This window comes from Burkholderia sp. MSMB1826, assembly GCF_001526325.1.
GTDB lineage: Bacteria > Pseudomonadota > Gammaproteobacteria > Burkholderiales > Burkholderiaceae > Burkholderia.
Genome location: NZ_LOYN01000010.1, coordinates 415,144 through 441,287 on the forward strand (window position 1 = coordinate 415,144; position 26,144 = coordinate 441,287).

21 protein-coding genes and 1 pseudogene are annotated in these 26,144 nt (G+C 67.7%); 7 read left to right on the forward strand and 15 right to left on the reverse strand.

What is annotated here, in order from left to right:
* Positions 1-122: 122 nt before the first annotated feature.
* A pseudogene (locus tag WS95_RS03875) lies at positions 123-713 on the reverse strand (ISNCY family transposase); the annotation flags it as partial.
* Between the two features lie 437 nt (positions 714-1,150).
* On the opposite strand from WS95_RS03875, the gene WS95_RS03880 reads away from it, so the two are divergent.
* Positions 1,151-2,203, forward strand: coding sequence for a hypothetical protein (locus WS95_RS03880; RefSeq protein WP_059822397.1), 1,053 nt, complete (start codon positions 1,151-1,153; stop codon positions 2,201-2,203).
* A gap of 84 nt (positions 2,204-2,287) precedes the next feature.
* Here the strand turns inward: WS95_RS03880 and WS95_RS03885 are convergent, their stop codons facing one another.
* The 8 genes from WS95_RS03885 to WS95_RS03920 all read right to left on the reverse strand — a co-directional run bounded on the left by WS95_RS03885 (position 2,288) and on the right by WS95_RS03920 (position 11,534).
* Positions 2,288-3,733, reverse strand: a complete 1,446-nt coding sequence (locus WS95_RS03885) for an NAD-dependent succinate-semialdehyde dehydrogenase (RefSeq protein WP_059783503.1) — start codon at positions 3,731-3,733, stop codon at positions 2,288-2,290.
* Between the two features lie 153 nt (positions 3,734-3,886).
* Positions 3,887-5,197: a cytochrome c gene (locus WS95_RS03890; protein ID WP_059822398.1), complete on the reverse strand. Its 1,311-nt coding sequence runs from the start codon at positions 5,195-5,197 to the stop codon at positions 3,887-3,889.
* 15 nt (positions 5,198-5,212) lie between these two features.
* Positions 5,213-7,432 carry a xanthine dehydrogenase family protein molybdopterin-binding subunit gene (locus WS95_RS03895; RefSeq protein ID WP_059822400.1) on the reverse strand — a complete coding sequence of 740 codons (2,220 nt, stop codon included), beginning with the start codon at positions 7,430-7,432 and terminating at the stop codon, positions 5,213-5,215.
* A gap of 1 nt (position 7,433) precedes the next feature.
* The gene (locus WS95_RS03900; RefSeq protein ID WP_059505285.1) at positions 7,434-7,889 is read right to left on the reverse strand and encodes a (2Fe-2S)-binding protein; all 456 of its coding nucleotides are present in this window, start codon (positions 7,887-7,889) and stop codon (positions 7,434-7,436) included.
* Positions 7,890-8,037: 148 nt separating this feature from the next.
* Positions 8,038-8,337, reverse strand: a complete 300-nt coding sequence (locus WS95_RS03905; protein ID WP_034204820.1) for a putative quinol monooxygenase — start codon at positions 8,335-8,337, stop codon at positions 8,038-8,040.
* Between the two features lie 92 nt (positions 8,338-8,429).
* Positions 8,430-9,488 (reverse strand): NADP-dependent oxidoreductase, encoded by a 1,059-nt coding sequence (locus WS95_RS03910; protein ID WP_034204821.1) that lies wholly within the window; start codon positions 9,486-9,488, stop codon positions 8,430-8,432.
* 233 nt (positions 9,489-9,721) lie between these two features.
* A complete protein-coding gene (locus tag WS95_RS03915; RefSeq protein ID WP_059822401.1) occupies positions 9,722-10,345 on the reverse strand; it encodes a TetR/AcrR family transcriptional regulator in 624 nt (207 codons plus the stop codon).
* A 169-nt stretch (positions 10,346-10,514) separates the two neighbouring features.
* Positions 10,515-11,534 (reverse strand): DNA-binding protein, encoded by a 1,020-nt coding sequence (locus tag WS95_RS03920; RefSeq protein ID WP_034204823.1) that lies wholly within the window; start codon positions 11,532-11,534, stop codon positions 10,515-10,517.
* 490 nt (positions 11,535-12,024) lie between these two features.
* On the opposite strand from WS95_RS03920, the gene WS95_RS03925 reads away from it, so the two are divergent.
* The 3 genes from WS95_RS03925 to WS95_RS03935 all read left to right on the forward strand — a co-directional run bounded on the left by WS95_RS03925 (position 12,025) and on the right by WS95_RS03935 (position 14,915).
* Positions 12,025-12,690: a cation diffusion facilitator family transporter gene (locus tag WS95_RS03925; RefSeq protein ID WP_034204826.1), complete on the forward strand. Its 666-nt coding sequence runs from the start codon at positions 12,025-12,027 to the stop codon at positions 12,688-12,690.
* A 474-nt stretch (positions 12,691-13,164) separates the two neighbouring features.
* Positions 13,165-13,572 carry a helix-turn-helix domain-containing protein gene (locus WS95_RS03930; RefSeq protein WP_059783515.1) on the forward strand — a complete coding sequence of 136 codons (408 nt, stop codon included), beginning with the start codon at positions 13,165-13,167 and terminating at the stop codon, positions 13,570-13,572.
* Between the two features lie 2 nt (positions 13,573-13,574).
* The gene (locus tag WS95_RS03935) at positions 13,575-14,915 is read left to right on the forward strand and encodes a type II toxin-antitoxin system HipA family toxin (protein ID WP_059822403.1); all 1,341 of its coding nucleotides are present in this window, start codon (positions 13,575-13,577) and stop codon (positions 14,913-14,915) included.
* A 157-nt stretch (positions 14,916-15,072) separates the two neighbouring features.
* On the opposite strand, the gene WS95_RS03940 is transcribed toward WS95_RS03935, so the two are convergent.
* Positions 15,073-16,200, reverse strand: coding sequence for a 4-hydroxyphenylpyruvate dioxygenase family protein (locus tag WS95_RS03940; protein WP_059822405.1), 1,128 nt, complete (start codon positions 16,198-16,200; stop codon positions 15,073-15,075).
* A gap of 358 nt (positions 16,201-16,558) precedes the next feature.
* Here WS95_RS03940 and shiA point away from each other — a divergent pair, with 358 nt between their 5' ends.
* Positions 16,559-17,866, forward strand: a complete 1,308-nt coding sequence (shiA, locus tag WS95_RS03945; protein ID WP_059822408.1) for a shikimate transporter — start codon at positions 16,559-16,561, stop codon at positions 17,864-17,866.
* A gap of 214 nt (positions 17,867-18,080) precedes the next feature.
* Positions 18,081-19,382 carry a UDP-N-acetylglucosamine 1-carboxyvinyltransferase gene (locus tag WS95_RS03950; protein WP_059822410.1) on the forward strand — a complete coding sequence of 434 codons (1,302 nt, stop codon included), beginning with the start codon at positions 18,081-18,083 and terminating at the stop codon, positions 19,380-19,382.
* Between the two features lie 71 nt (positions 19,383-19,453).
* Here WS95_RS03950 and WS95_RS03955 read toward each other — a convergent pair whose 3' ends face one another.
* Together WS95_RS03955 and WS95_RS03960 are read right to left on the reverse strand one after the other, a co-directional pair.
* Complete coding sequence (locus WS95_RS03955; RefSeq protein ID WP_034204833.1) at positions 19,454-19,867, reverse strand: PIN domain-containing protein; 414 nt, start codon at positions 19,865-19,867, stop codon at positions 19,454-19,456.
* Positions 19,854-20,087 (reverse strand): AbrB/MazE/SpoVT family DNA-binding domain-containing protein, encoded by a 234-nt coding sequence (locus WS95_RS03960; RefSeq protein WP_027808267.1) that lies wholly within the window; start codon positions 20,085-20,087, stop codon positions 19,854-19,856. The genes WS95_RS03955 and WS95_RS03960 overlap by 14 nt, the downstream gene beginning before the upstream one ends.
* A gap of 162 nt (positions 20,088-20,249) precedes the next feature.
* Between WS95_RS03960 and WS95_RS03965 the strand changes: the two genes are divergently transcribed.
* Positions 20,250-21,023, forward strand: a complete 774-nt coding sequence (locus WS95_RS03965; protein WP_034204834.1) for an IclR family transcriptional regulator domain-containing protein — start codon at positions 20,250-20,252, stop codon at positions 21,021-21,023.
* A gap of 107 nt (positions 21,024-21,130) precedes the next feature.
* On the opposite strand, the gene WS95_RS03970 is transcribed toward WS95_RS03965, so the two are convergent.
* The 3 genes from WS95_RS03970 to WS95_RS03980 form a co-directional block, all read right to left on the reverse strand.
* A complete protein-coding gene (locus tag WS95_RS03970; protein WP_059783523.1) occupies positions 21,131-23,431 on the reverse strand; it encodes an ATP-dependent DNA helicase in 2,301 nt (766 codons plus the stop codon).
* Entirely contained in the window at positions 23,428-25,122 is a 1,695-nt protein-coding gene (locus WS95_RS03975; protein ID WP_059783525.1) for a VRR-NUC domain-containing protein, read from the reverse strand. Before WS95_RS03975 ends, WS95_RS03970 begins: the two co-directional genes overlap by 4 nt.
* A gap of 107 nt (positions 25,123-25,229) precedes the next feature.
* Positions 25,230-26,108: a MipA/OmpV family protein gene (locus tag WS95_RS03980; protein WP_034204837.1), complete on the reverse strand. Its 879-nt coding sequence runs from the start codon at positions 26,106-26,108 to the stop codon at positions 25,230-25,232.
* Positions 26,109-26,144: the final 36 nt, after the last annotated feature.

Consider the following 26,144-nt stretch of genomic DNA (forward strand, 5'->3'; position numbering starts at 1 on the left):
TTTGCAGACCGACGGCCAGGTTTGTTTGGCGGCGCTGCGGTTTGCCGACGTTGCGCCAGATCCACGATCACATGCTCGACGTCGGCCTGCGTGATCTCGCGTTGCTTCTTCTTGAACGCCCCAGGTTTGCCGTGCCGTTCGATGTATGCCCGTGTTGCCTCGAAGTAGCTGAACGTCGACTCCGTCTGCGTGAAATGCAGCATCATCAACCGGCTCGTCGCGTCGTCCACATACACCAGCAGCGTGCAGGCCGGCGCCCGTTCCTCGAACCACCGATGATCGCTGCCGTCGATCTGGATCAGTTCGCCCAGGCACGCGCGTCGGGCTCGTGGCTGATACACCTTCGGCGGCCGCTGTCGACGCGGAATCCAAAGCCCAGCGTCCGTCATCAGCTTCCTGACCGTCTCCTTGGCCAGCCGAATGCCGTGGCACTCCCAGAGCTTCTCGCACGCCAGCGTCGGCCCGAAATCAGCGTAGCGCTCGCGAATAACGGTCAGGGCACGTAACGCCAGCCCGGCGTCGAGCTTGCGGTTGCCCGGCCGGCCGCGACGGCCCGAAGCTACGCCGCTGGCTCCTTGCTCTCGATATCGGATGATCAGCCGTTCCACCTGGCGCACGCTCAGGCCCAGCCGTTCAGCCGCACGCCCAGGCTTCAAGCCCGTGTCCACCACGGCCTGGATTACCTTGAGTCGATCAAGCTCTCGCATCGTCAGTGTCACCAATCCGGCTGGCTGCATGGTCGGCTCCCGGGCTTACTCAACGAGCCGTCCAGCATGCCAGCAGTCAAAAACACGACATCTGTAAATAGCCAGAACACGACATTAGGATATGGCTGCTACAACACAAACTATCGATAATTCACGTTATGTAAAATTAAAATGCCGTGGCTAATCGGTATGTCACTGCTTGTCCAATTCCCAAGAACGGCCTGATCCATCCGGCCAGTCCGATGCGCGACTAACGCACCGCATCCCTCGATTCCCGGGCAGCTCACAACGGTTCGTCCCGAGCGTCCCTTCCTCCTGTGTCCTTCATCCCGCGATGTCGGGCAGCGCTGTCGGCCCGTAGACCATCTGCGCGCGCCGGCTTGCTGTCAACGCATGCCCGCTCGCGGGCCCTTTCCCATCCACGAAATCACCGGAGCCCGTTCATGGATATCGATCGTCACCGTATCGGCGGCACCTTGGGGATCGCCGCATGTTCGTTTGCCGCCGCACTTTCTTTCGCCGTGCAGGCGCAAGGAGCGACCGCCTGCTATGCCGTCGACATGCGCGGTGGGCCGCTCTACGTCACGTCGGATGTGTTGCGCGAAGCCGCGCTCAGGGTCGCGGACGCGAAAGTCGACACTGTCGTCGAGCGTATGCCGCTGAGGCCGGAAGCGCCCCCGCCCGACCCGAAACGTTGCGACGGGGCGAACGATCACCTTCCTGCGGCCGGTCCCGACAACCGCAACTACTTCGGCAACGTCGTGAGCCCGTTGAAGTTCCTGCGTCTCGCGGCCTATCAATGCGCTGGCGCAGGAGGCCGGAGCCAGTTCTTCTCGATGAACGAGGCCATTTATTATCGCCAGTGCGGAGGCGGACAATACTCGAACTACATTCACTTCTGGGGACGAGCGAACGGGAACTCGAGCACGTGTTTCGCCAGCGACTACCCGACGATGTTTGCCAGGGCCGCCAAAGACAGGACGCCGGCGGATCTGCTCAAAGCGATGAAGACGGTTTACGCGGGCGGCCTGAGCGGAGCCGCCGCGAACGATCAGGCGCTCGGCAACGCGATGGCGGCGATCTTGATCGCCGAAAGCAATCGCGACTATCTCGTCAATCTCGAGAACTACATGCTGCTGGATCTGGCCGACCTGAAGAAGGCCACGCCGGAGCAAATCATCGGGGGCCACTGCGTGCCGAATGCCGACTCCTGCCAGAACCGCCGCGAGTCGCAGGACGGCAAGCACCCGCTCGCGTGGGGCGGCGCGCAGGAGACCATGATGGTGAACGGCTGGGGTCAGGCGGCCGGCGCCAATAGCCCCTTCGGCATGAGATTCGAAGGCCATCTGTCCGGCGAGTGGGCAGTCGCGAAAGAAAAGGTCAAAAGCGCGAAGGTCGCCGAATGCGGCAAGGTTCCGCCCGCCTACGGAGATCTGAACCCCGACCAGCAGAGCGCAGTGAGACGCGTCTTCGAGGATATTCTGCCGATCCGCTGAGGTTCGCCGTGGTCGACGCGCCCCCAAAAAAAACGCCGCCGCCCCGTGCCCGGAAGCGGCGGCGTCACGACGCTCAAGTCGTCGTCAGACGGCCATCACCGTCACCGACTTCGTGACGAGATACGGCTCCAGCGCTTCCGGCCCGCCTTCCGACCCGTAGCCCGAATCCTTCACGCCGCCGAACGGCATTTCCGGCCACGGCGTCGCCGGCTGGTTGATCCACAGCATCCCGACTTCGAGGCGCTGCGTCAGCAGATGCACGTTCGCGAACGCGCGCGTGAACGCGTAGCCGGCCAGCCCGAACGGCAGACGGTTCGCCTCGGCGATCGCATCCTCGAGCTTGTCGAAGCCGCGAATCGCCGCGACCGGGCCGAACGGCTCGTTGTTGAACACGTCCGCTTCGAGCGGCACGTTCGCGATCACGGTCGGTGCGAAGAAGTTGCCTTCCGCGCCGATGCGCTCGCCGCCGGTCTCGATGCTCGCGCCGACCTTGCGCGCGTTGTCGACAACCGACGCCATCGCGGTCAGCCGCCGCGGATTCGCGAGCGCGCCGAGCGTCGTGCCTTCGTCGAGGCCGTTGCCGACCTTCAGCCCTTCCGCATGCTTGACCAGCGCGCGCGTGAATTCGTCGCGGATGCTGTTGTGCACGAGGAAGCGCGTCGGCGAAATGCAGACCTGCCCCGCGTTGCGGAACTTCGCACCGCCGGCGGCCTTCACCGCGAGCGCGACGTCCGCGTCCTCGGCGACGATCACCGGCGCGTGGCCGCCCAGTTCCATCGTCGCGCGCTTCATGTGCTGGCCCGCGAGCGCGGCCAACTGCTTGCCGACCGGCGTCGAACCCGTGAACGTGACCTTGCGGATCACCGGGTGCGGGATCAGGTACGACGAGATTTCGGCCGGATCGCCGTATACGAGGCCGATCACGCCGGCCGGCACACCGGCGTCGACGAACGCGCGCAGCAGCGCGGCCGGCGATGCCGGGGTTTCTTCCGGCGCCTTCACGAGGAACGAACAGCCGGTCGCGAGCGCGGCGCTCAGCTTGCGCACCACCTGGTTGACCGGGAAATTCCACGGCGTGAACGCCGCGACCGGGCCGACCGGCTCCTTCACGACCGTCTGCTGCGCACCGAGGTTGCGCGGCGGCACGATCCGGCCGTACACGCGGCGGCCCTCGTCCGCGAACCATTCGATGATGTCGGCCGCCGACAGCACTTCGATGCGCGCTTCGGCGAGCGGCTTGCCCTGCTCCTGCGTCATCAACTGCGCGATCGTGTCCGCACGTTCGCGCACCAGTGCGGCCGCCTTGCGCATCGTCGCCGCGCGCTCGTGGGCGGGCACCTTGCGCCATGCTTCGAAGCCGCGCTGCGCGGCGGCGAGCGCACGGTCGAGATCGGCGATGCCCGCGTGGGCCACCTTGCCGATCGGCTTGCCGGTCGCCGGGTTCACGACGTCGATCGTCTTGCCGCTCGCGGCGTCGACCCACTCGCCGTCGATCAGCAGTTGCGTATCCGTATAAGTCACGTTAGCCATCCAGACACCCCTACATTGCGTCGATAAAACGCGCGCTGCCGCGAACGGCCGCGCGCCGGTTGACAGAAAAAGCCACGCTGCCGGGGCAGGCACGCACCGGGCGACATGGGCGGCAGGCACGGCGGCCCGCCATCGTTGCGCAGCATACCGCGCTCAGTGCGCGGCCGCCGTCGCCTTGCGGAGTTTCGCGACGTCCGCCGCCTGCACCGCCGGCGCGCCGTTGTTCCAGCCGGCGCGCATGAACGTCAGCACGTCGGCGATCTGCCGGTCGTTCAACTGGTTCGAGAATGCCGGCATCGGATAGGCGGACGGCACACCGCCGATCACGAGCGTGTCGCTGCCGTTCAGCGTCACGTTGATCAGCGACGACGCATCGGCCTCCAGCACGTTCGGATTGCCCGCGAGCGGCGCAAGCAGCGGCGCATAGCCGCGCCCGTCCACGCCGTGGCAATGCAGGCAGTAAGCGTTATACACCTTCGCGCCCGGATCGGTTGCCGGTCGGCCCAGCACGGCCTGCGTCGCCTTCGGAACGTAGCGGTACGGCGGCGCGCCCGTGCCGCCTGCCGCCGGCAGCGATTTCAGGTAGCGCGAGATCGCGGCCAGATCGTCGTCGGTCAGTTCCTGCGTGCTGTGGTTGATCACGCTCACCATCGAGCCGAACGCGGTCGCGTGCTGGTTAGCGCCGGTCTTCAGGAACTGCGCGACGTCGGCCTCGTTCCAGCGGCCGAGCCCGGTGTTGTGCTCGCCGGTCAGGTTCGACGCGAACCAGTTGTCGATCGAGGCGCCCGACAGGAACGCCGCGCCGCTTTCGTCGAGCGCCTTCTCCTGGAAGCCGACGCCGCGCGGCGTGTGGCACGACCCGCAGTGTCCGAGCCCCTGCACCAGATACGCGCCGCGGTTCCACATCGCATCCTTCGCGGGCTTGTCCGCGTAGGGCGTCGTGTCGAGGAACACCATGTTCCACAACGCGAGCGGCCAGCGCATGTTGAGCGGCCACGGGATGTCGGACGCCCGGTTCGCCTGCTTCACCGGTTCGACGCCGTGCATGAAGTACGCATACAGCGCCTTCACGTCGTCGTCCTTCAGCTTCGCGTACGACGGATACGGCATCGCCGGATACAGGTGGTGACCGTCCTTCGCGACGCCCTTGCGCAATGCGGCGGCGAAATCGGCTTCGGTATAGCCGCCGATGCCTGTCTCCGGATCGGGCGTGATGTTGGTCGTGTAGATCGCGCCCATCGGCGTGACCATCTTCAGGCCGCCCGCGAACGGCGTGCCACGTGGCGCGGTGTGGCACGCGACGCAGTCGCCGGCTTTCGCGAGATACGCACCGCGCGCGACGAGCGCGCTGTCGGCGGGCGCCGTCTGCGCGGCCTGCGCGACCGTGCCGGCCACCAGTGCGGACAGCGCGAGCAACGAGGCACGGAGCGCATTCAGGCTCGGGTTCAGGGTGAGATGTCGCATGGTCGTCCCCTCCCCTCAGGCCGTTTTCAGCTGGTTGCCGACCGGCAGCTTGCGCAGCCGCGTGCCGGTGGCCGCGAAGATCGCGTTCGACAGCGCCGCCGCGGTCGCGGCCGTGCCCGGCTCGCCGATCCCGCCCGGCGCCTCGCCGCTCTTCACCAGATGGACTTCGATCGGCGGCGTCTCGTTGATTCGCATCACCCGGTAGTCGGTAAAGTTGGTCTGCACGACGCGGCCGTCCTCGATCGTGATCTCGCCGTACAGCGCGCCCGTGATCCCGAAGATGATGCCGCCCTGCACTTGCGCCTCGATCGTGTTCGGATTCACGTACATGCCGCAGTCGACTGCGCACACGACGCGCTTGACCTGCACCTCGCCGCCGTCCACCGCCACGTCGATGACGATCGAGAAAAAGCTGCCGAACGCGTGCATGACCGACACGCCGCGCCCTTGCCCCTTCGGCAGCGACGCGCCCCAGCCGGCCGCCTTCGTCGCGACGTCGAGCACGTTGCGCGCGCGCGGCGTCTTGTCGAGCAGTGCGCGGCGGTACTGCACCGGATCGGTCTTGGTCTGGGCGGCCAATTCGTCGATGAAGCTCTCGACGACGAACGTGCTGCGCGTGGGCCCGACGCCGCGCCAGAACGCGGTCGGCACGTGGCGCGGCTCCTGGCGCACGTAGTCGACGAGCTGGTTCGGCAGGTCGTACGGCAGCTCGGCCGCGACCTCGACCGCGTCGGGATCGACGCCGTCCTTGACCGCGGGCGGCGCGAAGCGCGCGAGAATCGACGAGCCGACGATCCGGTGCTGCCACGCGACCGGCTTGCCGTTCGCGTCGAGGCCGGCCGAGATCGTGTCGTAGTAGCACGGCCGGTACATGTCGTGCTGGACGTCTTCCTCGCGCGTCCAGATCACCTTCACCGGTGCCGCGACCTGTTTGCCGACCTTCACGGCCTGGCCGACCATGTCGGTTTCGAGCCGCCGACCGAATCCGCCGCCGAGCAGATGGTTGTGCACGACGATCTTGTCCGGCGCCAGCCCGGTCAGTTGCTGCGCCGTGTCGCGTACGCGGGTCGGCACCTGCGTGCCGACCCAGATGTCGCAGCCGTCGCCGCGCACGTGCACCGTGCAGTTCACGGGCTCCATCGTCGCGTGGGCGAGCAACGGCTGTTCGTAGACGGCGTCGACGCGCGTCTTCGCGTTCGCGAACGCCTTGCCGACGTCGCCTTCCTTGCGCGCGACCGCGCCCTTGCCGTTCGCCGCCGCATGCGCGAGATCCGCGAAAAGATCCTTCGTCGACACCTTCGCGTCCGCGCCTTCGTTCCACTTCACGACGAGCGCCGACGCGCCGCGCTTCGCGGCCCACGTGTGATCGCCGACCACCGCGACCGCGTTGTCGACGCGCACGACCTGACGCACGCCGGGGATTTTTCTCGCGGCGGTGTCGTCGACGCTCGCGACCGTGCCGCCGAACACCGGGCTGTTCACGATCACCGCATACAGCATGCCGGGCACGCGCACGTCGAGCCCGAACTGCGCGGTGCCGTCGACCTTCTCCGGCGAATCGAGGCGCTTCGCGGGCGTGCCGATCAGCTTGAAATCCGCCGGCTGTTTCAGCACGACGTCCTTCGGCACCGGCAGCTTCGCCGCGGCGTCGGCCAACTGGCCGTACGATGCGCGCCGGCCGCTCGGCGGATGCTGCACTTCGCCGTTCGCCGCGCGGCAACTGGCCGGATCGACGTTCCATTGCTTCGCGGCGGCCGCGACCAGCAGCGTGCGCGCCGTCGCGCCCGCGCGGCGCAGCGGATCCCACGCGTAGCGCACCGACGTCGAGCCGCCGGTGAGCTGGCCGCCGAGCAGCGGGTCGAGGAACAGCTTTTCGTTCGGCGGCGCATGATCGAGCGTCACGCTCGACAGCGGCACTTCGAGCTCTTCCGCGATCAGCATCGGCAGCGCCGTATAGACACCCTGCCCCATCTCGACCTTCGGCATCACGAGCGTGACCTTGCCGGCGCGGTCGATCTGCACGAACGCGTTCGGGGCGAACACGCCGGGGGGCGCGGGTTCGGCTGCGTCGCCGCCGATCACCGAGCGGCGCGCATCGTCGCCCGCCGCCGGCAGGCTGAAGCCGAGCAGCAAGCCGCCGCCGGCCGCCGCGCCGAGCGACATGCCGAGTTTGAGAAACCCGCGGCGCGACACGCCCGCGCCGGCCCGACCTGCTTCGATCAGTCCACGTGACATGTCAGGCCTCCTTCGCGGCTTGTTTGACGGCCGCGCGAATCCGGTGATACGTGCCGCAGCGGCAGATGTTGCCGGCCATGGCCGCGTCGATGTCGGCATCGCTCGGATTCGGATTCGCTGCGATCAGCGCGGTGGCGGCCATCACCTGCCCCGACTGGCAGTAGCCGCACTGGACGACGTCGAGCTCGCGCCACGCCTGCTGGACCTTGTGGCCGGCCGGCGTCGCGCCGACGGCTTCGATCGTCGTGATCTTGCGGCCCGCGACGGCCGCGACCGGCAGCACGCACGAGCGCGCGGCAACGCCGTCGAGATGCACGGTGCACGCGCCGCATTGCGCGATCCCGCAGCCGAACTTGGTGCCGGTCAGACCGACGACGTCGCGCAGCACCCAGAGCAAGGGCATGTCGTCGGGGGCGTCGACCGAACGGGTTTCGCCGTTGATGTTGAGGGTGATCATTCAGCCTCCGGGGCCGTTGTATTGGGGAAGCGGCGCGAACGGGGCGTGCTGCGCCGTGAGGTCGTCGTCGCCGTTGCGTCGTGCGCAACGGCTGCCGCGCGGCCCGGGTGCGGGCGAGCCGCGACGGTGGTGCTGCATGCTTGCGTCGTTACTCGGCCACGTCGATGCCCGACAGCACCTTGATGACCGGCGGTGCGGTGAACCAGTCGGCCGACTTCGCACGGAATTCGCCGAAATACGGGCTCGCGAGGTGTGCGTCGAACGCCGCCTGGTCGTCGTAGATTTCGTACAGATGCAGGTTGGGCGAACCGTCCTGCTCGCGGAACAGGTCATAGCGCCGGTTGCCCGGTTCGGTGCGCGTCTTGGCGACCATGCTGCGCAGTTCGGCCTCGGCGGCCTGCGCGTGTTCGGGTTTCAGGAACAGCGAAGCAATCACGTGAAGCGCCATTTTTTCCACTCCTTTGAAAACGGAAACGAGCATGCCACAAGCCGGCGTCTCGCGACGCCAGCGTGCAGTGGCGGTCTGTCGCCGAGCGGGGATCAGGCCAGTTCGTCCGGGCCGACCCGCACGACGACCTTGCCGAAATTCTTGCCGGCGAGCAAACCGATCAGCGCTTGCGGCGCGTCGGCGAGGTCGGGAACGACGTCCTCGAGCGTCTTCACCTTGCCTTGCGCGACCCACTCGCTCATGTCCTTCAGGAAAGTCGCATAGCCGGTCGCATAGTGATCGAGAATGATGAAACCCTGCACGCGGATGCGTTTGCGCAGAATCGCGCCCATCAGCGCCGGCACGCGGTCGCGGCCGGTCGACACGGCCTTGTCGTCGTATGCCGCGTCGTTGTAATGCGCGATGATTCCGCAGACGGGCACGCGCGCATGGTCGTTCAGCAGCGGCCACACCGCGTCGAACACGGCGCCGCCGACGTTCTCGAAATAAACGTCGATGCCGTTCGGGCACGCGTCCTTCAGCTTGGCCGCAAACGCCGGATCGCGATGGTCGACGCACGCGTCGAAGCCGAGCGTGCCGGTCACGTACGCGCACTTGTCGGCGCCGCCCGCGACGCCGACCACGCGGCAACCCTTCAGCTTCGCGATCTGGCCGACCACCGCGCCGACCGCGCCGCTCGCGGCGGCGACGACCACGGTTTCGCCGGCCTTCGGTTCGCCGATCGTCAGCAGCCCGGTGTACGCGGTGAAGCCAGGCATGCCCAGCACGCCGAGCGCGTACGACGGATGCGCGAAGTCGCGGCCGAGCGGGATCAGGTCGCGCCCGTCGGACAGCGCATAGTCCTGCCAGCCGGCGCCGGCCACGACGAGATCGCCTTCGCGAAACGCCGGCAGGTTCGACGCCACCACACGGCTGACCGTGCCGCCGACCATCGGCTGGCCCAGTTCGGCCGGCGGCGCATAGGACGGCGCGTCGCTCATCCGGCCGCGCATGTACGGGTCGAGCGACAACCAGACGGTGCGCAGCAGCACCTGGCCGGCGCCGGGCACCGGCACGTCGCCGGTTTCGGCGCGGAAGTTGTCCGGCGTCGGTGCGCCGACCGGGCGCGAATTCAGGACGATCTGGCGGTTTGCGGTTTTGCTTTGCGGCATGTGAGCCTCCGTCAACGGGAATGAACGTGCTTCATGGGCACGCTCGGATCAGGGATGGACCAGCGGGAAGTGCGCGCCTGCGGCGGCGTCGGCGGTCGCGCCGGTGCGATTGCAGGCAGGCGGTTGGAACGATCGAGACAGCGTAACGCGGCGTGAGGCATTCGTCATAAACGATTGAGTAGACCAGTCGTCTAGAATCAAGGCAAAAAAAGGCGCGCCCATGCGCGCCCGGATTACGACTGCGCGCCGTCGCGCGGCGCGGCCGGCGGCAGGTTCAGCATGCGCCGCGTTTCGGCCATCGCCCGTTCGAGCGGTTTGCGGTCGCGGTGAATCTTTTCCAGCAGCGTCGCGCCCAGCCACAACTCGTACAGAATCGCGGCCGTGTATGACGGATCGTCCACGCCGCTCAGCGAACCGTCGGCGAGCCCGGCCTCGATGCCGCCCGCGAGCCGCTCGATGATCTGGCTGGTGCCGCGCCGCAGTACCGTGCGCATCGCTTCCGACAGATCCGACACTTCCGCGCCGAGCTTCACCGCGAGGCACTTGCCTTCCGGATCGTCCGCGCATTGCGTGTGCAGCCAGTTGCCCCAGTACGTCATCAGGCGCTCGGCGCCGGTGCCGGCCTGCTGCTCGAGCAGGTTGTCGAGATGCGCGAGATAGCCTTCGAAATACGATTCGAGCAGCGCTTCGCCGAATGCCTCTTTCGAGCCGAAGTAATGGTAGAACGAGCCCTTCGGGATGCCCGCCGCGGCGAGAATCTCGTTCAGACCGACCGCCGAAAACCCCTTGTGGAGCATGATCGGCTTCGCGATATTCAGGATGTGCTGGCGGACTTCGGCGCCTGAAGATGCATTCATGATGGCGTATGGTAGCAACGATTAGACCGGTCGTCTAGTAACGTCGAGCCGGCATGTTGAGCGGCACTTTACCCGATCCCCGTCGCGCGCCCAATGCCTTGCCAGCGCGCTTCTCGTCTGCCCGGGGCGTGCGCGGGCGGCGTGTCATCACGGCGAGTCGATCGCGCCGTCAGCGCGGCGCTTCGTCGGCACGCTTTCTCATGCGCGCCCGACGCTCGCTGCGTTCGGCGGCCGGAGCGCTCTTGACTCCGCGCAACGGCGGCCGGCGCACCAGCGCCGCCATCTCGCGCCTCACCGCATCGAGCTCGTTGCCGCGCGCCGCCTCGGCCGCCAGTGCGCCGTCGAGCTGCCCCTGAAGCACGCCGCAGCGATGCAGCGCGTCGCCGAGTTGCGCCTGTAGCGCGGCCATGTCTTTCCGCTGCTGCGCATCGCGTTGTTCCGCGCGCGACGCGGCCGCGTCGAGCTCCTTTTGCAATCGCGCGGCGGCGAGCCGCTCGCGATCGATCTCCTGAAGCGCCCGTTTCTCCGACGCGCGCAGGCGCTCCTCGGCGCGACCGGCGTCGTCGCGCAACCGGTCGAGCTGGGTGGTGAAATCCGCACGGGCCTCGGCGAGTGCACGATCGCCCTCCGCGTTGTCGGCCTTCAGGCGCTCGATATCCGCTTGCAGCGCTTGCCGCGATGCATCGTCCGCCGCCCTCGCCTGCTCCAGTTCCTGAATGCGGACCTGCGCGGCCAGCAGCGCCGCCGTGCGTTGCTCCAGCGCGGTTTCGGTACGGGCCAGATCGGCCTGCAACGTCGCGACTTCCGCGTGCGCCGCGGCCCGCTCGGCTTCGACTTCCGCGCGCAGCGCGTCGAGGGCCGCGGCCGCCGCGGTGCTCGAGCGGTTCCACAGTGCCGCGACGAGTTCGCCCGCTGCTGCCTGCAAATCGGCCGGCAGGTCCGGATGCTCGATGCGCACACGGCTTTTTTCCCGCAGCTCGGCCCAGAACTCGCCGAGGACAGCCGTCGGCGTGCTCATGCTGCCCTTGCGAACGAGCTGGTACAGGCGGTTCGCCGTCGGCGTGACGCCGAAGCGGAAGAACAGCAGCGCGCAGACTTCACGGTACAGCTCGCGCGTTTTCGGGAAGTCGGCCTTCAGGCGCTCGATTTCGGCGGTCAGGCGAGGTTCATCGGCGACGAGATCGGACATGGCGGGTTCTATCGAGAATTTTGATGAATAATATAACGTAAACCGTCAAATATCCAATCATCGACTGGTTTGCTTTTGACATTATTTCTATAATGTCGAGAATTTCTCGGTGGAAGACGAGCGAGTCCAGCCCTGCTTGTTACGGCGCGGTGCGATGCGGAATCAAAACGCTGGAATCCCCCTATTGGGTCATGGCCGCAGATTCACTCGCCGAGTGTCTCGGGGCATCCACTGGATCGGGACAACCGCCCTTCGCACGGCAGCCGGACAAGATCGCGCCACACGCGCGGCAACAAAACCCCGGCGTACGCGCAAGGGCGATACGAGGCGCGCCGCCCTCCAGCAGTCGGATGCCGCCTCCCAGAAGAAGTCGATCAATTGCCGCGTCAGGAGCTGTGGATCGACACGCGCCTTCGTTTGACCTGTCATTCGCGTGCCACCTTCGGCCGGTAACGTTCGAAGCCGCCCCGATTCCGACAAGCGAACCGACATGCAGCGCCCGTCGCGCGCCACGCCCCACGTTTACGCAGCCACGTCCCGCGTCCTCGCCGTCAGCCTCGCGATCAACCTGCTGCTGCTCGCCGTCGAGACGGCGGCGGCATGGTCCGCGCATTCGTCGGGGCTGCTCGCGGACGTCGCGCACGCCGCGATCGATCTTGCGGCCGATGCGCTGATCCTCGTCGCGTGCCGGTTCGACGCGCGCCTGCCGCCGGAGCGACGCCCGACCTACGAGCCGCTCGCACTCGCGGGCCTCGGCGCGTTGCTGGCCGCGACCGGCGCACAGATGATCTGGCATGCGCTGACCCGGTTCGATACGCCGCCCGTCGTGCAGCCGGGCGCGACCGCGCTCGCGCTGGCTGCCGTCACGCTCGCCGGCAAGGCCGTGCTGTCGTACTGGATGCTGCGCAAGGCGCGCGAGACCGGCTCCGCGCTGCTCGAGGCGAGCGGCTGGCACGTGCGGACCGATGCGCTGTCGTCGTTGCTCGCGGCGCTCGCGATGAGTGCGGCGCTGCTCGGTTTCGGCCGTCTCGACGATCTGGCGGCGCTCACGATCGGTGCGCTCGTGATCCGCACGGGCGCCGGGTTCATCCGGCGCGGCTATGCGCAGTGGCCGGCACTGGCCGATTGGACGAATCGCTCGACGCGTGGGTCGTGAACGCGGGTCGTCGCGCCGCTCGTCGATGCCTTCGATACGCGCGATCGAGTGCTCGGGATGAAGAAGAGGCTCGCCCCCGCGAGCCTCTTTTGCGTGATGTCGCCATCGGCATGGCGTGCTTGGCGTACCGATGCTACCGCCCACCCGAGCGGCACGACGCTCCCGGGCAAAATCCGCACGAGCGCCGCCGAGCGACGGCCGCGGCATACGGCATGGGACGGTTTCGCGCAATGGAGTATCGGGATGCCTTGCACGGCATCCCGCGATGCACACGTATGCTCCGCGGGCGGCGTGATGGGGCGATACGCGGGTGTCGTGCGCGACGACCGCAGGCAGGTTGACCGATCGGGCTCCGCGTAACAGGCTATTGCTTGTTTTTTGTCAATACAGTCTATGGTTTGTATTTTGACGATACATGCCATAGACTGTATTTTCAGATTACAAACGATCGCCTGTCATCTCGCGGAGCGCCCGATGGCCTTTCCTGTCCAGACCTTGACCCAATTGCGCCCGATCCTCGTCGGCTTCCGCAAATCCGCGGGACTCACGCAGGCGCAACTGGCCGCCCGCCTCGGCATCACCCAGCAATCTTATGCTCAGCTCGAAGCCAATCCGTCGGCGGTCAGCATCGAACGGCTTTTCAAGGTGATGAACGCGCTTGGCGTTCGCATGATGCTCAGCCTCGACGAGCGGGATGCACCGGCGGACGCGGCCGATTCGGCTTCCGCTGCCGAACCGGTGGCGCGCCGCAAGCCGGTCGCGAGCAAGCGCGGCACAACGGCCGCCACAACCCCGACCGGGGCCGCCGTCGGAACTGCGCGGAAGCGCCCGACAGCGACGGCTCGGGCCAGGCCACGCGCGTCGGAGCGGGAGGACTGGTGACGATGGTCGCACGCACCCGCAGCAACCGGCTCGACCTGTGGATGAACGGCATTCCCGTCGGCTACTGGGAAATCCGGCGCGGGGTCGAGCGTCTCGTCTACCTGCCGGACTGGCTCGACGATCCCCAGGGCCGGCCGCTGTCGTTGTCGCTGCCCTTCACGCCCGGCAACCAGCCGCACCAGGGCGCGATCGTGGCCGACTACTTCGACAATCTGCTGCCGGACAGCGAGCCGATCCGCCGCCGCATCGCGCAGCGTTACCGGCTCCGGTCGACAGCGCCGTTCGACTTGCTCGCGTCGATCGGCCGCGATTGCGTCGGCGCGATCCAGATGCTGCCGCCCGACGAGACACCGGTCAATCTCAACGGAATCGAAGGCACGCCGCTCGACGACGCAGCCGTTGCCGATGTGCTGCGCCACGCGACCGCCGCGCCGCTGCCCGGTCGCGGGGAACCGCACGACGACCTGCGCCTGTCGATTGCCGGCGCGCAGGAAAAGACCGCGCTGCTACGTCGGCGCAACCGCTGGCTGCGGCCGTCGGGCAGCACGCCGACGACCCACATCTTCAAGCTGCCGCTCGGGCGCGTCGGCAACATGCAGGCCGACATGCGCACGTCCGTCGAAAACGAATGGCTGTGCTCGAAGATCGTCGCCGCGTACGGCTTGCCGGTCGCACCGTGCGAGATCGGCCGGTTCGACGATCAGAAGGCGCTGATCGTCGAGCGCTTCGACCGGCGCCCGTCGCGCGACGGCTCGTGGATCCTGCGGCTGCCGCAGGAGGACATGTGTCAGGCGACCGGCACGCCGTCGGGAGCGAAATACGAAACGGACGGCGGCCCCGGCATCGAGACGATCATGGGCATCCTCGCGAATTCGGCCGACGCTTCCCGCGACCGGATGAATTTCTTCGTCGCAGAGCTCGTGTTCTGGGTGCTGGCGGCGATCGACGGCCACGCGAAGAACTTCAGCATCGCGCACCTGCCCGGCAATGCGTATCGCAGCACGCCGCTGTACGACGTGCTGTCCGCGCATCCGATCATCGGTACGCGCCGCAATCAGATCCCGCCGAGCCGCGCGCGCCTGGCGATGGCCGTCTGCGGGAAGAACCGGCACTACGTGATCGGGGAAATCCGGCCGCGCCACTGGATCGCACAGGGCCGGCGCGTCGGCCTGACCGAAGACGACGTGCGGACCGCGATGACGGCCGTCGCAGCACGGACGGAGCCCGCGATTGCCGAAGCCGCCGCGCAGATCCCGGCGGATTTTCCGGCGGACGTGGCAGACGCGATATTCGCGGGCATGCGTCGGCAAAGCCGTAAACTCGCGGCGGCCGACGCGGCGTGACAAATCGACCGGCCGCGACGGGCTGCCGGTCTTCGCCGCAATACTTCGACCCTCCGTCGACGGGCGGCCCTGGCAGGACCGAAGCGGCTACGCCGCCGCGGATACGGACATCGAACGCCCGCGCCGAACCGCTTGCCGGCCGCCGGCGGCTGATCGTTCAGCCGGCGTCGCGCGCGCGGGCGAGTGCCGCGAGGTTGCCCTCGCCGAACCCGTGGTGCCCCTTGCGCTGCACGATCTCGAAAAAGATCTCGCCCGGGCGGCGTTTGACGAACGTCTGGAAGAACAGCCTCGGCACGCCGTCGTCGCCGATCTCGCCGTCGACCAGCACCGCGCGACGGCGCAGCGCGTCGAGATCGACACCGTGCCCAGGCAGCCGCGCGTCGACGTCGTCGTAATAGCGTACGGGCGGCTCGATGAATTCGACGCCGTTCGCACGCAACGCATCGACGCACGCCAGGATGTCGTCGGTAGCCAGCGCGACGTGCTGCACGCCCTCGCCCGGATGGTCGGGCAGGTACGCATGCATCAGCTCGGTGCGCCGCGTACCTTCCTCGTAGACCGGAATCCGCACCGCGCCGCACGGCGACACCATCACGCGCGACTCCTCCGACACATGCCAGTGCGCGTCGATCTGGTGGATCTCGCGAAAATGCAGCAGGTCGTGGTAGAAATCCAGCCACTCCTGCATGCGGCCCGCGCCGACGGTTTGCGTGAAGTGGTCGACCTGCTGCAGGCCGACGCCCGCGCAATCGAGATCGGTATGCGCGGTCGCGATGTCGATCGGCCGGAAATCGATGTCGAAGATGGAGATGTCGCCGACGCCGCCGCGCTGGCCGTCCCGACCGCGCCAGCGGTCGACGAAATACAGGTGCGAATCGCCGATGCCCTGGATCGCCGGGATCCTCAGCTCGCCGACGCCCACCTTTTCGCCTTCGAACGCCCACGCCCCGAGCTGGATCGCGCGCTCGAATGCGCGCCGCGCGTTCGCCACGCGCAACCCGATCGCGCAGACGCCCATCCCGTATTCCTCCGCATAGCGCGCGGCGAACGAATCGGGCTCGGCGTTGATCAGGAAATGCATCTGCCCCTGCCGGTACAGCGTGACGTTCTTGCTGACGTGCCGCGCGATCGCCTTGAACCCGAACTGCTCGAAGCGCTGCGCGAGCGCTTCCGGCACGGGCGCCGCGAATTCGACGAATTCGAGGCCGGCCATCCCGAGCGGATTGGCGGCCGGATCGGCGACGGGCGGCGTATCGCTGGACAAGGGGTGGGAATTGCCGGGCATTCCAGTCTCCGGGGGCATGCTGTCGATGAGGGATTGTGCCCGTGGCGTGCGGCATGCGCGGCCGATGCGGCGGCCTCGCCTCCGCCCCGAACGGGCGAGTTGTCGATGCTGCAGATTTTAACCAGATCGTTCATTGCGGCACACCCCGGCCAAACGGCATATCGTCGCGCGGCCTAGTGCAAACCCGAAAAGCGTTCGATAATCGCACGGAATTGAACGATAATCGCGCACATTATCCGATTGGCCAATTGCCGCCGTGCGGCCCGCGCCCTATTCTCCGTTCACTCATCGACTTCAATGCAGCATCGGACGCGGCGCCGCCACGATTCCACGATGCGCCGTGCCAGGAGACATCGCCATGACCCCCACCTTCGACACCCTCGACGCCGCCGCCGGCGCCCGTGCGCGCAGCCAGGCCCGCAAGGCCGCGATCGGCAGCTTCGTCGGCGCCGTCGTCGACTGGTACGACTTCCTGCTGTACGGGATCGTCGCCGCGCTGGTGTTCAATTCCGAGTTTTTCCCGAAAGTCAGCCCGACGATGGGCACGCTCGCGGCGTTCGCCACCTTCGGCGTCGGCTTCCTGTTCCGGCCGCTGGGCGGCATCGTGTTCGGCCACTACGGCGACCGGCTCGGCCGCAAGCGGATGCTCGTGCTGACCGTGATGCTGATGGGGCTGTCGACGGTCGCGATCGGCCTGCTGCCGACGTTCTCGACGATCGGCTGGTGGGCGCCCGTGCTGCTGGTGCTGATGCGCGCGATCCAGGGTTTCGCGGTCGGCGGCGAATGGGGCGGCGCGGCGCTGATGGCCGTCGAGAGCGCGCCGAAGCAGAAGAAGGCGTTCTACAGCAGCGGCGTGCAGGTCGGCTACGGCGTCGGGCTCGTGCTGGCCACCGGCATCGTGTCGATCCTGAGCCATACGCTCGGCGAGGCGGCGTTCAAGTCGTGGGGCTGGCGCCTGCCGTTCGTGTTCAGCATCGTGCTGGTGCTGATCGGGCTCTGGGTGCGCAAGAACATGGACGAATCGCAGGAGTTCGTCGAGAAGGTCGAGCACGGCAACCGCAAACTGCGCCTGCCGGTGCTGGAGGCGCTGACGCGCCACCCCAAGGCGTTCCTGCTGATCGTCGCGCTGCGGCTCGCCGAACTGTTCACGATGTATATCGTCACCGCGTTCGCGCTCAGTTATTCGACGACGAACCTCGGCATGTCGCGCGATCTGTTCCTGAACATCGGCCTGCTGGTGGGCGCGGTGAGCTGCGTGACGATCCCCTGCTTCGCATGGCTGGCCGACCGCTACGGCCTGCGCCGCATCTACCTGATCGGCGCGCTGATCGGCCTCGCTTCCGCGGTGCCGTTCTTCGTCGCGCTGGAAGCTCGATCGATCGCATGGATCGTGATCTTCTCGATCCTGCTGGCGAACGCCGCGCACGACATGGTCGTGAGCGTCCAGCAGCCGCTGTTCACCGAGCTGTTCGGCGCCGAATATCGCTACAGCGGCGCGGGCGTCGGCTACCAGTTCGCGAGCGTCGTAGGCGGCGGGTTCACGCCGTTCATCGCGGTCGGTCTCGTCAGCCTCGCAGGCGGTTCGTGGCACCTCGTCGCCGGCTATCTGGCGTTCGGCTGCCTGATCTCGCTGGCGGTCGCCGCGCGGATGCGGGCGGCGCAATGACGTGATGAGCGCGTGGCCGACCCGATTCGCGGCCGGCCACGCGGCGGTCATTCGGCCGTGCCGGCCGGCATTCGACCCGCCGCATCGCGGGCGCGACGTCAAAGACTGTCAGTTACGCGCGCCGATTCCCCTTTTCCCCTCCGAACACTCCACGCCGCGTGCCGACCAATGGCATCATATGGGCCTACGTCAGTCACCGATACGCCCCCATATCATGTCGAATCTCATCGTCCACGGCGGCACTCCGCTGCGCGGGGACATCAAGCCGTCCGCGAACAAGAACGCCGTCCTGCCGATTCTGTGCGCCACCCTGTTGACCGATCAGCCGCTGCGCCTCGTCGGCGTGCCGGACATCACCGACGTGCGCAAGATCCTCGACATCTTCCGCACGCTCGGCAGCGACGTGTCGGTCGATTTCACGACGGGCCTGCTCGAGCTTCATCATCGCAACACGCAATTCGATCCGGCCATCCACCGGCTGCCCGAGGCGATGCGTTCGTCGATCATGCTGATTCCGCCGCTGCTCGCGCGCTTCGGCGTCGCACGCCTCGAGAACGACGTGAAAGGCTGCACGCTCGGCGTGCGCGAGATCGATCCGCACGTCGAGGTGTTCGAACGTTTCGGCGCACACATCGAGCACACGCCCGATTCGCTGATCGTCCGTACCGACGGGCCGCTGACGGCCAACGATCACTGGCTCGACTACGCGTCGGTGACGACCACCGAGAACTTCGCGCTGTGCGCGACGGCCGCGAACGGCACGTCGACGCTGATGAACGCGGCCTCCGAGCCGCACGTGCAGGAGTTCTGCCAGTTCCTCGCGATGATCGGCGTCGCGATCGAGGGCATCGGCACGTCGCGGCTCTGCGTGACGGGCGGCGGCAAGCTCGGCGGCGGCGAGTTCCGCTTCGCCGAGGATTTCCATGAAATCGCGACGTTCCTTGCGCTCGGCGCGATCACGGGCGGCGACATCACGGTGCGCAATTCGTCGCCCGAGCATTTCCCGCTGATCGACCGCACCTTCGCGAAATTCGGCGTCACCGTCACGCACCGGGACGGCTGGTCGCGCGCGGAGCGCGACGGCCCGCTGCGCGTGCGCCGGCCATTCACGCAGAACATCCTGACCAAGGTCGAGGCCGCGCCGTGGCCGTACCTGCCGGTCGACCTGCTGCCGATCTTCATCGCGCTCGGCGTACGCGCGGAAGGCAGCGCGATGTTCTGGAACAAGGTCTACGACGGCGCGCTCGGCTGGTCCGGCGAACTGTCGAAGTTCGGCGCGCACGTGTTGTTGTCCGACCCGCACCGGCTGATCACGTTCGGCGGACTGCAACTGACGCCGGCGCGCGTCGAGAGCCCGTACATCATCCGCGTCGCGATCGCGCTGCTGATGGTGGCGGCGAGCATCGAAGGCCGCTCGGAAATCATGAACGCGCTGCCGATCCGCCGCGCGCATCCGCATTTCGTCGAGAACCTGCGTTCGGTCGGCGCGAACGTCGAGTGGACGAGCAGCGAGTAAGGCCACGACGGATGCGGCGCGCGTAACGGTCGCGTCGCATCCGCTTCCCCATTTTTCCGGTTCGTCCGTCCTCAAGCAAACGGATTGCGCAATACCGGACCGCCGTCCACTTGCAAGCCGTCGTGCATGTCTTCGGTGTACAGATACTCGCACCCCTCGATCGAAGCAGTGGCCACGATGCATGCGTCGTAGAAGGACAGCCGATGCCACTCCGCCAGCCGCCGCGCGAGGTCGTGCGCATCGACGGTGAGCGGCACGACATGGCACAAACGCCTGATCGGCTCCAGAAACTCCCCGACCTCGCGCCACGGCATCCGCAGTTTGCGGTTGCAGACACTGGCGACCTCGTTCAATACCTGGACGCTGAGGGTTGGCCGCCGCAGGAACAGCGCTTCCGCACGATTTGCCTTGGTTTCGTCGTCGGACAGCAGATAAAGCACGACATTGCTGTCGACGAACGACTTCTCCGTCTCAATCCTGCTCATTCGCATCGTCCCGGCTGAACTTGAAATCGGCGGGCAACTTGCCCCTGAAGCGCCGCAGCCGCTCCAGAAGCTCGTCGGGCCTCGGCTTGCGGCTCACCGCGAAAACCCGGGGACTGTCGACCACAATCTCGATATCGTCGCCTTCGCGGAGTTCCAGTGCGTCAACCACACTGGCCGGAAGGCGAACTGCCAGGCTATTGCCCCATTTTGCGACTTGCATATGAGCCCCCATAGATATACGCGATAGATTGTATATCCATGGTGCAAGTCCGCAAGCTGGCCGAATGATGTAGTCCGCATACCAAGCATGTCGCAGTGCCTCGCCACTCGCGCGATAATCGCCCACTCCTGCGCGAACATCGCGCGCCACTGCCCGCCCGTGATGACAAAAAAACCCGATCTCGACCGACGCGACTGGATTGCCGGCCTCGAAAAAGGCCTGATGATCCTGGAGGCGTTCGACAGTCAGCACGCGCGCATGACGCCCACGCAGGCCGCCGCGCGCACCGGCCTCACGCGCACGGCCGCGCGGCGCTACCTGCTGACGCTCGAGTCGCTCGGCTACGTGTACACCGACGGCAAGCTGTACGGCCTTACGCCGCGCGTGCTGCGGGTCGGCTGGTCGTACTTCGATTCAGCGCGGCTGCCGCGCACGGTCCAGCCTTATCTGCAGCAACTGAGCGCGTCGCTGAACGAATCGGCGTACGTCAGCGTGCTCGACGGCTGGGAACTCGTGTTCATCGCCCGCAACGGCGTGTCGCGCGTGATGACGACGGGCTTCGTGCTCGGCGCACGCGTGCCGGCGCCGCTGACGTCGCCCGGTGTCGTGCTGCTCGCCCATCATCCGGATCGCGAGGCCGTGCGCGCGTGGCTCGACGAGACCGAGTTGCCGCCGTTCACGCCGCACACGATCACCAACAAGGCGCGGCTGCTCGAACAGGTCGACCAGGCGCGCGACGCCGGCTACGCGGCGATCGAGCAGCAGTTGCAGGTCGGCGTGCGCGGGATCGCGGTGCCGCTGAAGAACCGTCACGGCGAAGTCGTCGCCGCGCTGAGCACGAACATGCCGATCGGCGCGGAGACGAGCGACGCGGCCGTGAGGCGCGTGCTGCCGCATCTGCAGGAGGCGGCGCTCGCGATGCTCAACGTGCTGTAGCGCACCCTGCTCGCCGCGAACGGCCCCAGTGCAACGCCTGCAACCCCGCTACGTAACGAATAGCGCCCTGAGCCGCAACCGGCAGTCCGTCGGCCGGTTTTTGCCCTTCACCCGATCCGCCACCACCGCGGCAACAGATTGCGCACTTCGCGCCGCCGGTAACGGTCGTCGATCAGATGCACGACGCCCTCGTCGTGCTCGGTTCGGATCACGCGCCCGGCCGCCTGTACGACCTTCTGCAACCCCGGGTACAGGTACATGTAGTCGTAACCGTTGCCGAAGCGCGCATCCATCGCGCGCCGCATCTGCTCGTTGACGTCGTTGACCTGCGGCAATCCGAGCGTCGCGATGAACGCGCCGATCAGCCGCTCGCCGACCAGGTCGACGCCTTCCGAGAAAGCCCCGCCCAGCACCGCGAAACCGACGCCGCGGCCGGCCGCGTCGAAGCGCGCGAGAAACGCGTCGCGCTCGCTTTCGGCCATGCCGGGCGCTTGCGCCCACACGGGGACGTCCGGATGGCGCGTCTGCATCAGCGCGACCACGCGCCCGAGGTAGTCGAAGCTGCTCAGGAAGCCGAGATAGTTGCCGGGCCGGGCCGCGTATTGCGCGGCGATCAGGTCGGCGATCGGCTCGAGCGAGCGATCGCGGTCGCGCCAGCGCGTCGACACGTGACTCGCGACGCGCACCGTCAGTTGCTCGGCGCGGAACGGCCCATCGACGTCGAGCCAGCCCGTATCGCCGGGTAGCCCGAGCGTGTCGCGGTAGAAATGGAACGGGCTCAGCGTGCCCGAGAACAGCACGGTTGCGCGCGCGGCTTCGTAGCGCGGCGCCAGGAAACCGGCCGGGATCACGTTGCGCACGCACAGCGTCGACTGGACGCGGCGCCGGCGACCGGCCGTCGCGACGCCGTCGAGCGCGGGCTGCCGCGGGATCGGTTCGCCATGCAGCGTCGCGTCGAAGATCGATGCGCTGTCGAACGCTTCGGCCAGCACGCCGAACTGGATCGCCTCGAAATGAAAGCGCAGCAGCGCGTCGCCGTTCGCGCGCGGCGCGTCGGTCAGGTGTTCGCCGATCGCCGCGACGAGGTTTTGCACGGCCGACACGATCGGGCCCGGCACGTCGGGATAGGCCGCATAGCGCTCGGCCTGCGCGCGATTGAGCGTGCCCCACGCACGGGCCAGCCGGTCGAATGCCTTGCGCAGCGCCGCGGGCGCGGCTTCGCGCGCGGCCGTGAACGCGAACGGATCGAGCGACGCGCTGTACATCTTGCGGGCGCGGTCGAGCAGGTTGTGCGCTTCGTCGACGAGCACGCCGACGCGCCACTGGTTCTGCTGCGCGAGCGTGTGCAGCATCGCGCTGCCGTCGTAGTAGTAGTTGTAGTCGCCGATCACCATGTCCGACCAGCGCGCGAGTTCCTGCGCCAGGTAGTACGGACAGACGTCGTGCGCGAGCGCCGCGGTGCGCACGGTATCGCGATCGAGCAGCCCGGCCTCGATCGCCGCATCGCGCGCGGCCGGCAGCCGGTCGTAGAAGCCTTTCGCGAGCGGGCACGATTCGCCGTGACACGCGTTGTCCGGATGCTCGCAGGCCTTGTCGCGCGCGACGAGCTCCAGCACGCGCAGCGGCAGCGCGGGCGTGCCGGCGCCGAGCGTCGTCGCCGCTTCGAGCGCGAGCGCGCGGCCGGGCGTTTTCGCGGTCAGGAAAAACACGTGGTCGAGCTCGCCCTCGCCGCAGGCCTTCAGCAGCGGGAACACGGTGCCGAGCGTCTTGCCGATGCCGGTCGGCGCCTGCGCCATCAGGCAGCGTTCGTCGCGCGCCGCGCGATAGACGGCCACCGCCAGCTCGCGCTGGCCGCTGCGGAACTGCGCGTGCGGAAACGCGAGCGCGCGCAGCGCCGCGTCGCGTGCGGCGCGATGGGCCGCCTCGCGTTCGGCCCAGCCGACGAAGCACGCGCACTGCTCGGCGAAGAACGTCGCGAGCGTGCCGGCATCCAGCGTTTCCGTCAGCACGGTCTCGCGCTCGGACACGATGTCGAAATACACGAGCGCGACGTCGATTTCCTTCAGATCGCGCGCATCGCACATCAGGTGCGCATAGACCTTGGCCTGCGCCCAGTGCAGCGCACGATGATTGGCCGGCATCGCGTCGAGGCTGCCGCGATAGGTCTTGATTTCCTCGAGCCGGTTCGCCACGGGATCGTAGCCGTCTGCGCGGCCGCGCACGGTGAGCGTGCCCCACGTGCCCGTCAGCGCGATCTCGGTTTCGTAGCGCGCGCCGCGCTTCGACGTGACCGCGCCGTGGCCGGCGATGCCTTCGAGCGCGGTCGGCACGGGCGTGAAGCGCAGGTCGAGATCGCCGCGCCGCGCGGTGAATTCGCACATCGCCCGCACCGCGACGACGTAGCTCATGCGGACAACCCCGCCGCTTCGGCGTGCGCGGCGGCCCCGACGGCCCACTCGACGTCGACGACGCGCACCGGCATGCGGTGCGCGATGCAGTAGGCGAGCCAGCGTGTCTGGTTGTCCTGCAGCCGATCGCCGGGGCCCTTCACCTCGATCAGCTCGTAGCGGCGTTCGTCGGGCCAGAAGCGGACGAGATCGGGCAGGCCGGACCGGTTGCTGCGGATATCCGCGAGCAGGCGCGTGAACCATAGCCGCAGATGCTCGGGCGGCAGGCAGGCGAGCGCTTCGTCGAGCAGCGTGTCGGTCAGCACGCCCCAGAACACGAACGGCGATTGCAGCCCGGCCTTCGTCGCGAAATGCCGGCGGATCGTGTCGCGGTACGCGCCCGAATCGAGCTGCGCGAAGCATGCATCGAAGGCCGCCGCGCGGCGCACGGCGAAATCGGGCGCGTGCAGATCGGCCGGGCCGCGCTGGAACGGGTGAAAGAACGCACCGGGCACGGCCGCGAACACGGGCTCCCAGCACAGCAGCCCGAACAGCGAATTGATCAGCGTGTTTTCGACGTAGTGGACCGGCGAAGCCGGCTGCGCGAGATGATCGCGCACGGCGAATTCGACGCTGACGGATGCGTCGGGACGCGCCAGCACGAGCGTCTCGCGCGGCACGTCGGCGGCGGCGGCCGCGCGTTCGACCCGCTGGCCGGCCCGGCGCTGCAGGCGCGGCAGCATGCGCTCGACGCGCTGACGTTCCTCGTCGCTCTCGAAACCGCCGCGCGCGTCGAGCGCCAGCGCGAGCGCGTCGTCGTCGCGTCCGCAGCGTTCGAGCACGCGGATGCGCCGGTGGCGGCTGCCGGGCCACGCGCTGCGGGTATACGCGTCGAGGGCGGTGCCCCAGTCGGCACGGCGCTCGCACGCCTGGCCGAGCGCGAACAGCAGCTTCGCGCGGCGCGTCGCGAGCCACGGCTGCGCACAGCCGACGGCGTCCAGCGCGCGGATCAGGTCGTCGAACGGCAGATCGTCGGGCCATGCATCGAGCGCGTCGCGGCACATCTGCAGCGCGAGATACGCGTCGACGTCGCCACGCTGCTGGAACGCGCGCGACGACGGCGCGATCGGCACGCTTTCGTACTGAAACACGCCGAGATCGGCGAGCACGAATTCGCTCCAGTCCTGATGCAGATTGCCGAAGAACATCAGCCGCAGCCGGTCGCACAGGGCGCCGACCGTCACGCGCAGTACGCGGTCGTCGGCCTGTGCGCACCACGCGTCGAGCGGTTGCGCGACGTCGTGCGCGGGGCGCAGCCGGTCGAGCCAGTCGGCCTTGCGTTCGCCCGCATGCGCGGCGAGCGACGGAAAGATGCGCATCAGCTCGGCCTTGGTCGACAGCGCGAACAGCTCGTCGAGCGTGAGCGGCGGCGCCGGATCGACCCAGCCGAGGGCGACGAGCGGCGCGGCGGCGTCGAGCGTGCAGCCGATCTCGTCGTACACGAGCTTGCTCGCGCGGAAATCGGACCCGTTGCGCATCAGCATCCGCACGAGCAGCGCCCGCGACGCCTGCGGCAGCGTCGCGAACTGCCGGACGAACGCGTGCTCGTGCGCGTCGAACAGGTCGTCGTAACGCTCGCCGAGCCAGGCCAGCGCGCGTTCGAAATTGGTCAGGTAGTAAAACGCCGGAGGCGTCGGCGAGGCAGGCGTCACGGGGATCGATCACTGTACATTTGTACAGGTCGCAATCATATCAAATATGACGGGCGATGCCGCACCCGGCACCGCCCTCCCGCTATCCGGCTTCGATCCGGCCTCGGTCAGAACTGGTAATTCACCGACATGTCGAACACGCCGTTGGTCGACTGCTGCGTGATCGGGCTGCGCGCCGCGCGGCCGACGAGCTGCTCGATCGCGCCGTCCATCGTGACGAACCAGTGCTTGTTCACGAACCACACCATCGTCACGCCGAGGCCGGCCGACTTGATCCCGGCCCCCGACGAGTAGGCCGGCAGCCCCGAGCGCGCGGCCGCGCCCTGGTTCACGCCGAACCAGCTGTTCATGTAGCGAGAGTCGGCGAACGACACGGTCGGCCCCGCGAACCAGAAGAAGTGTTCGTTGCTGCCGGGCATCGGCATGTAAGCGGAGAAATCGCCGGTCCAGCCGTTCGACCCGCCAATGCTGCGCCGGACGTCCGCACGCAGCACGAGCGGGAAATCCTTCGAGACCACGTAATCGGCGGCGAGCTTCATCACGGGTGCCGCGTTGATGTTGTCGAGGCCGTTCAGGTGGCCGAGATCGTCGGCCGAACGGCGCCCGAGGTCGTAGCCGACCGCCAGGCTCACGCGCCAGTTCGGCCCGCGCAGCACGTTCGCGCCGAGGCCCTCGCCGGTCGACAGGAAGAACAGGTCGCGATAGCGGATGTCGAAATTCGGGCCGCCCATCACGCGATAGCGGTCGGAGCCCGCGTAGCGCGGCTGCAGCGTCATCGCGGCGCCGACGCTCACCTGCCACGTGGGAATATTCGGATCGAAGAGTTTCTGGAGCGGTACACCCGCCGTGTACTGCCATTCGCCGAGCGGCGAAGGCGTCTGGGCCGACGCGTCGCGCGCGCCGGCGGCAAGCGCTGCGCATGCCGACAGGCCGGATACGAACCGGCGTGCGCCGGGCGACAGCAACAGGCGAGCAACAGTGGTCAAGGCGGTCTCCGTCGGCTGCACGAAACGAACCTGAAG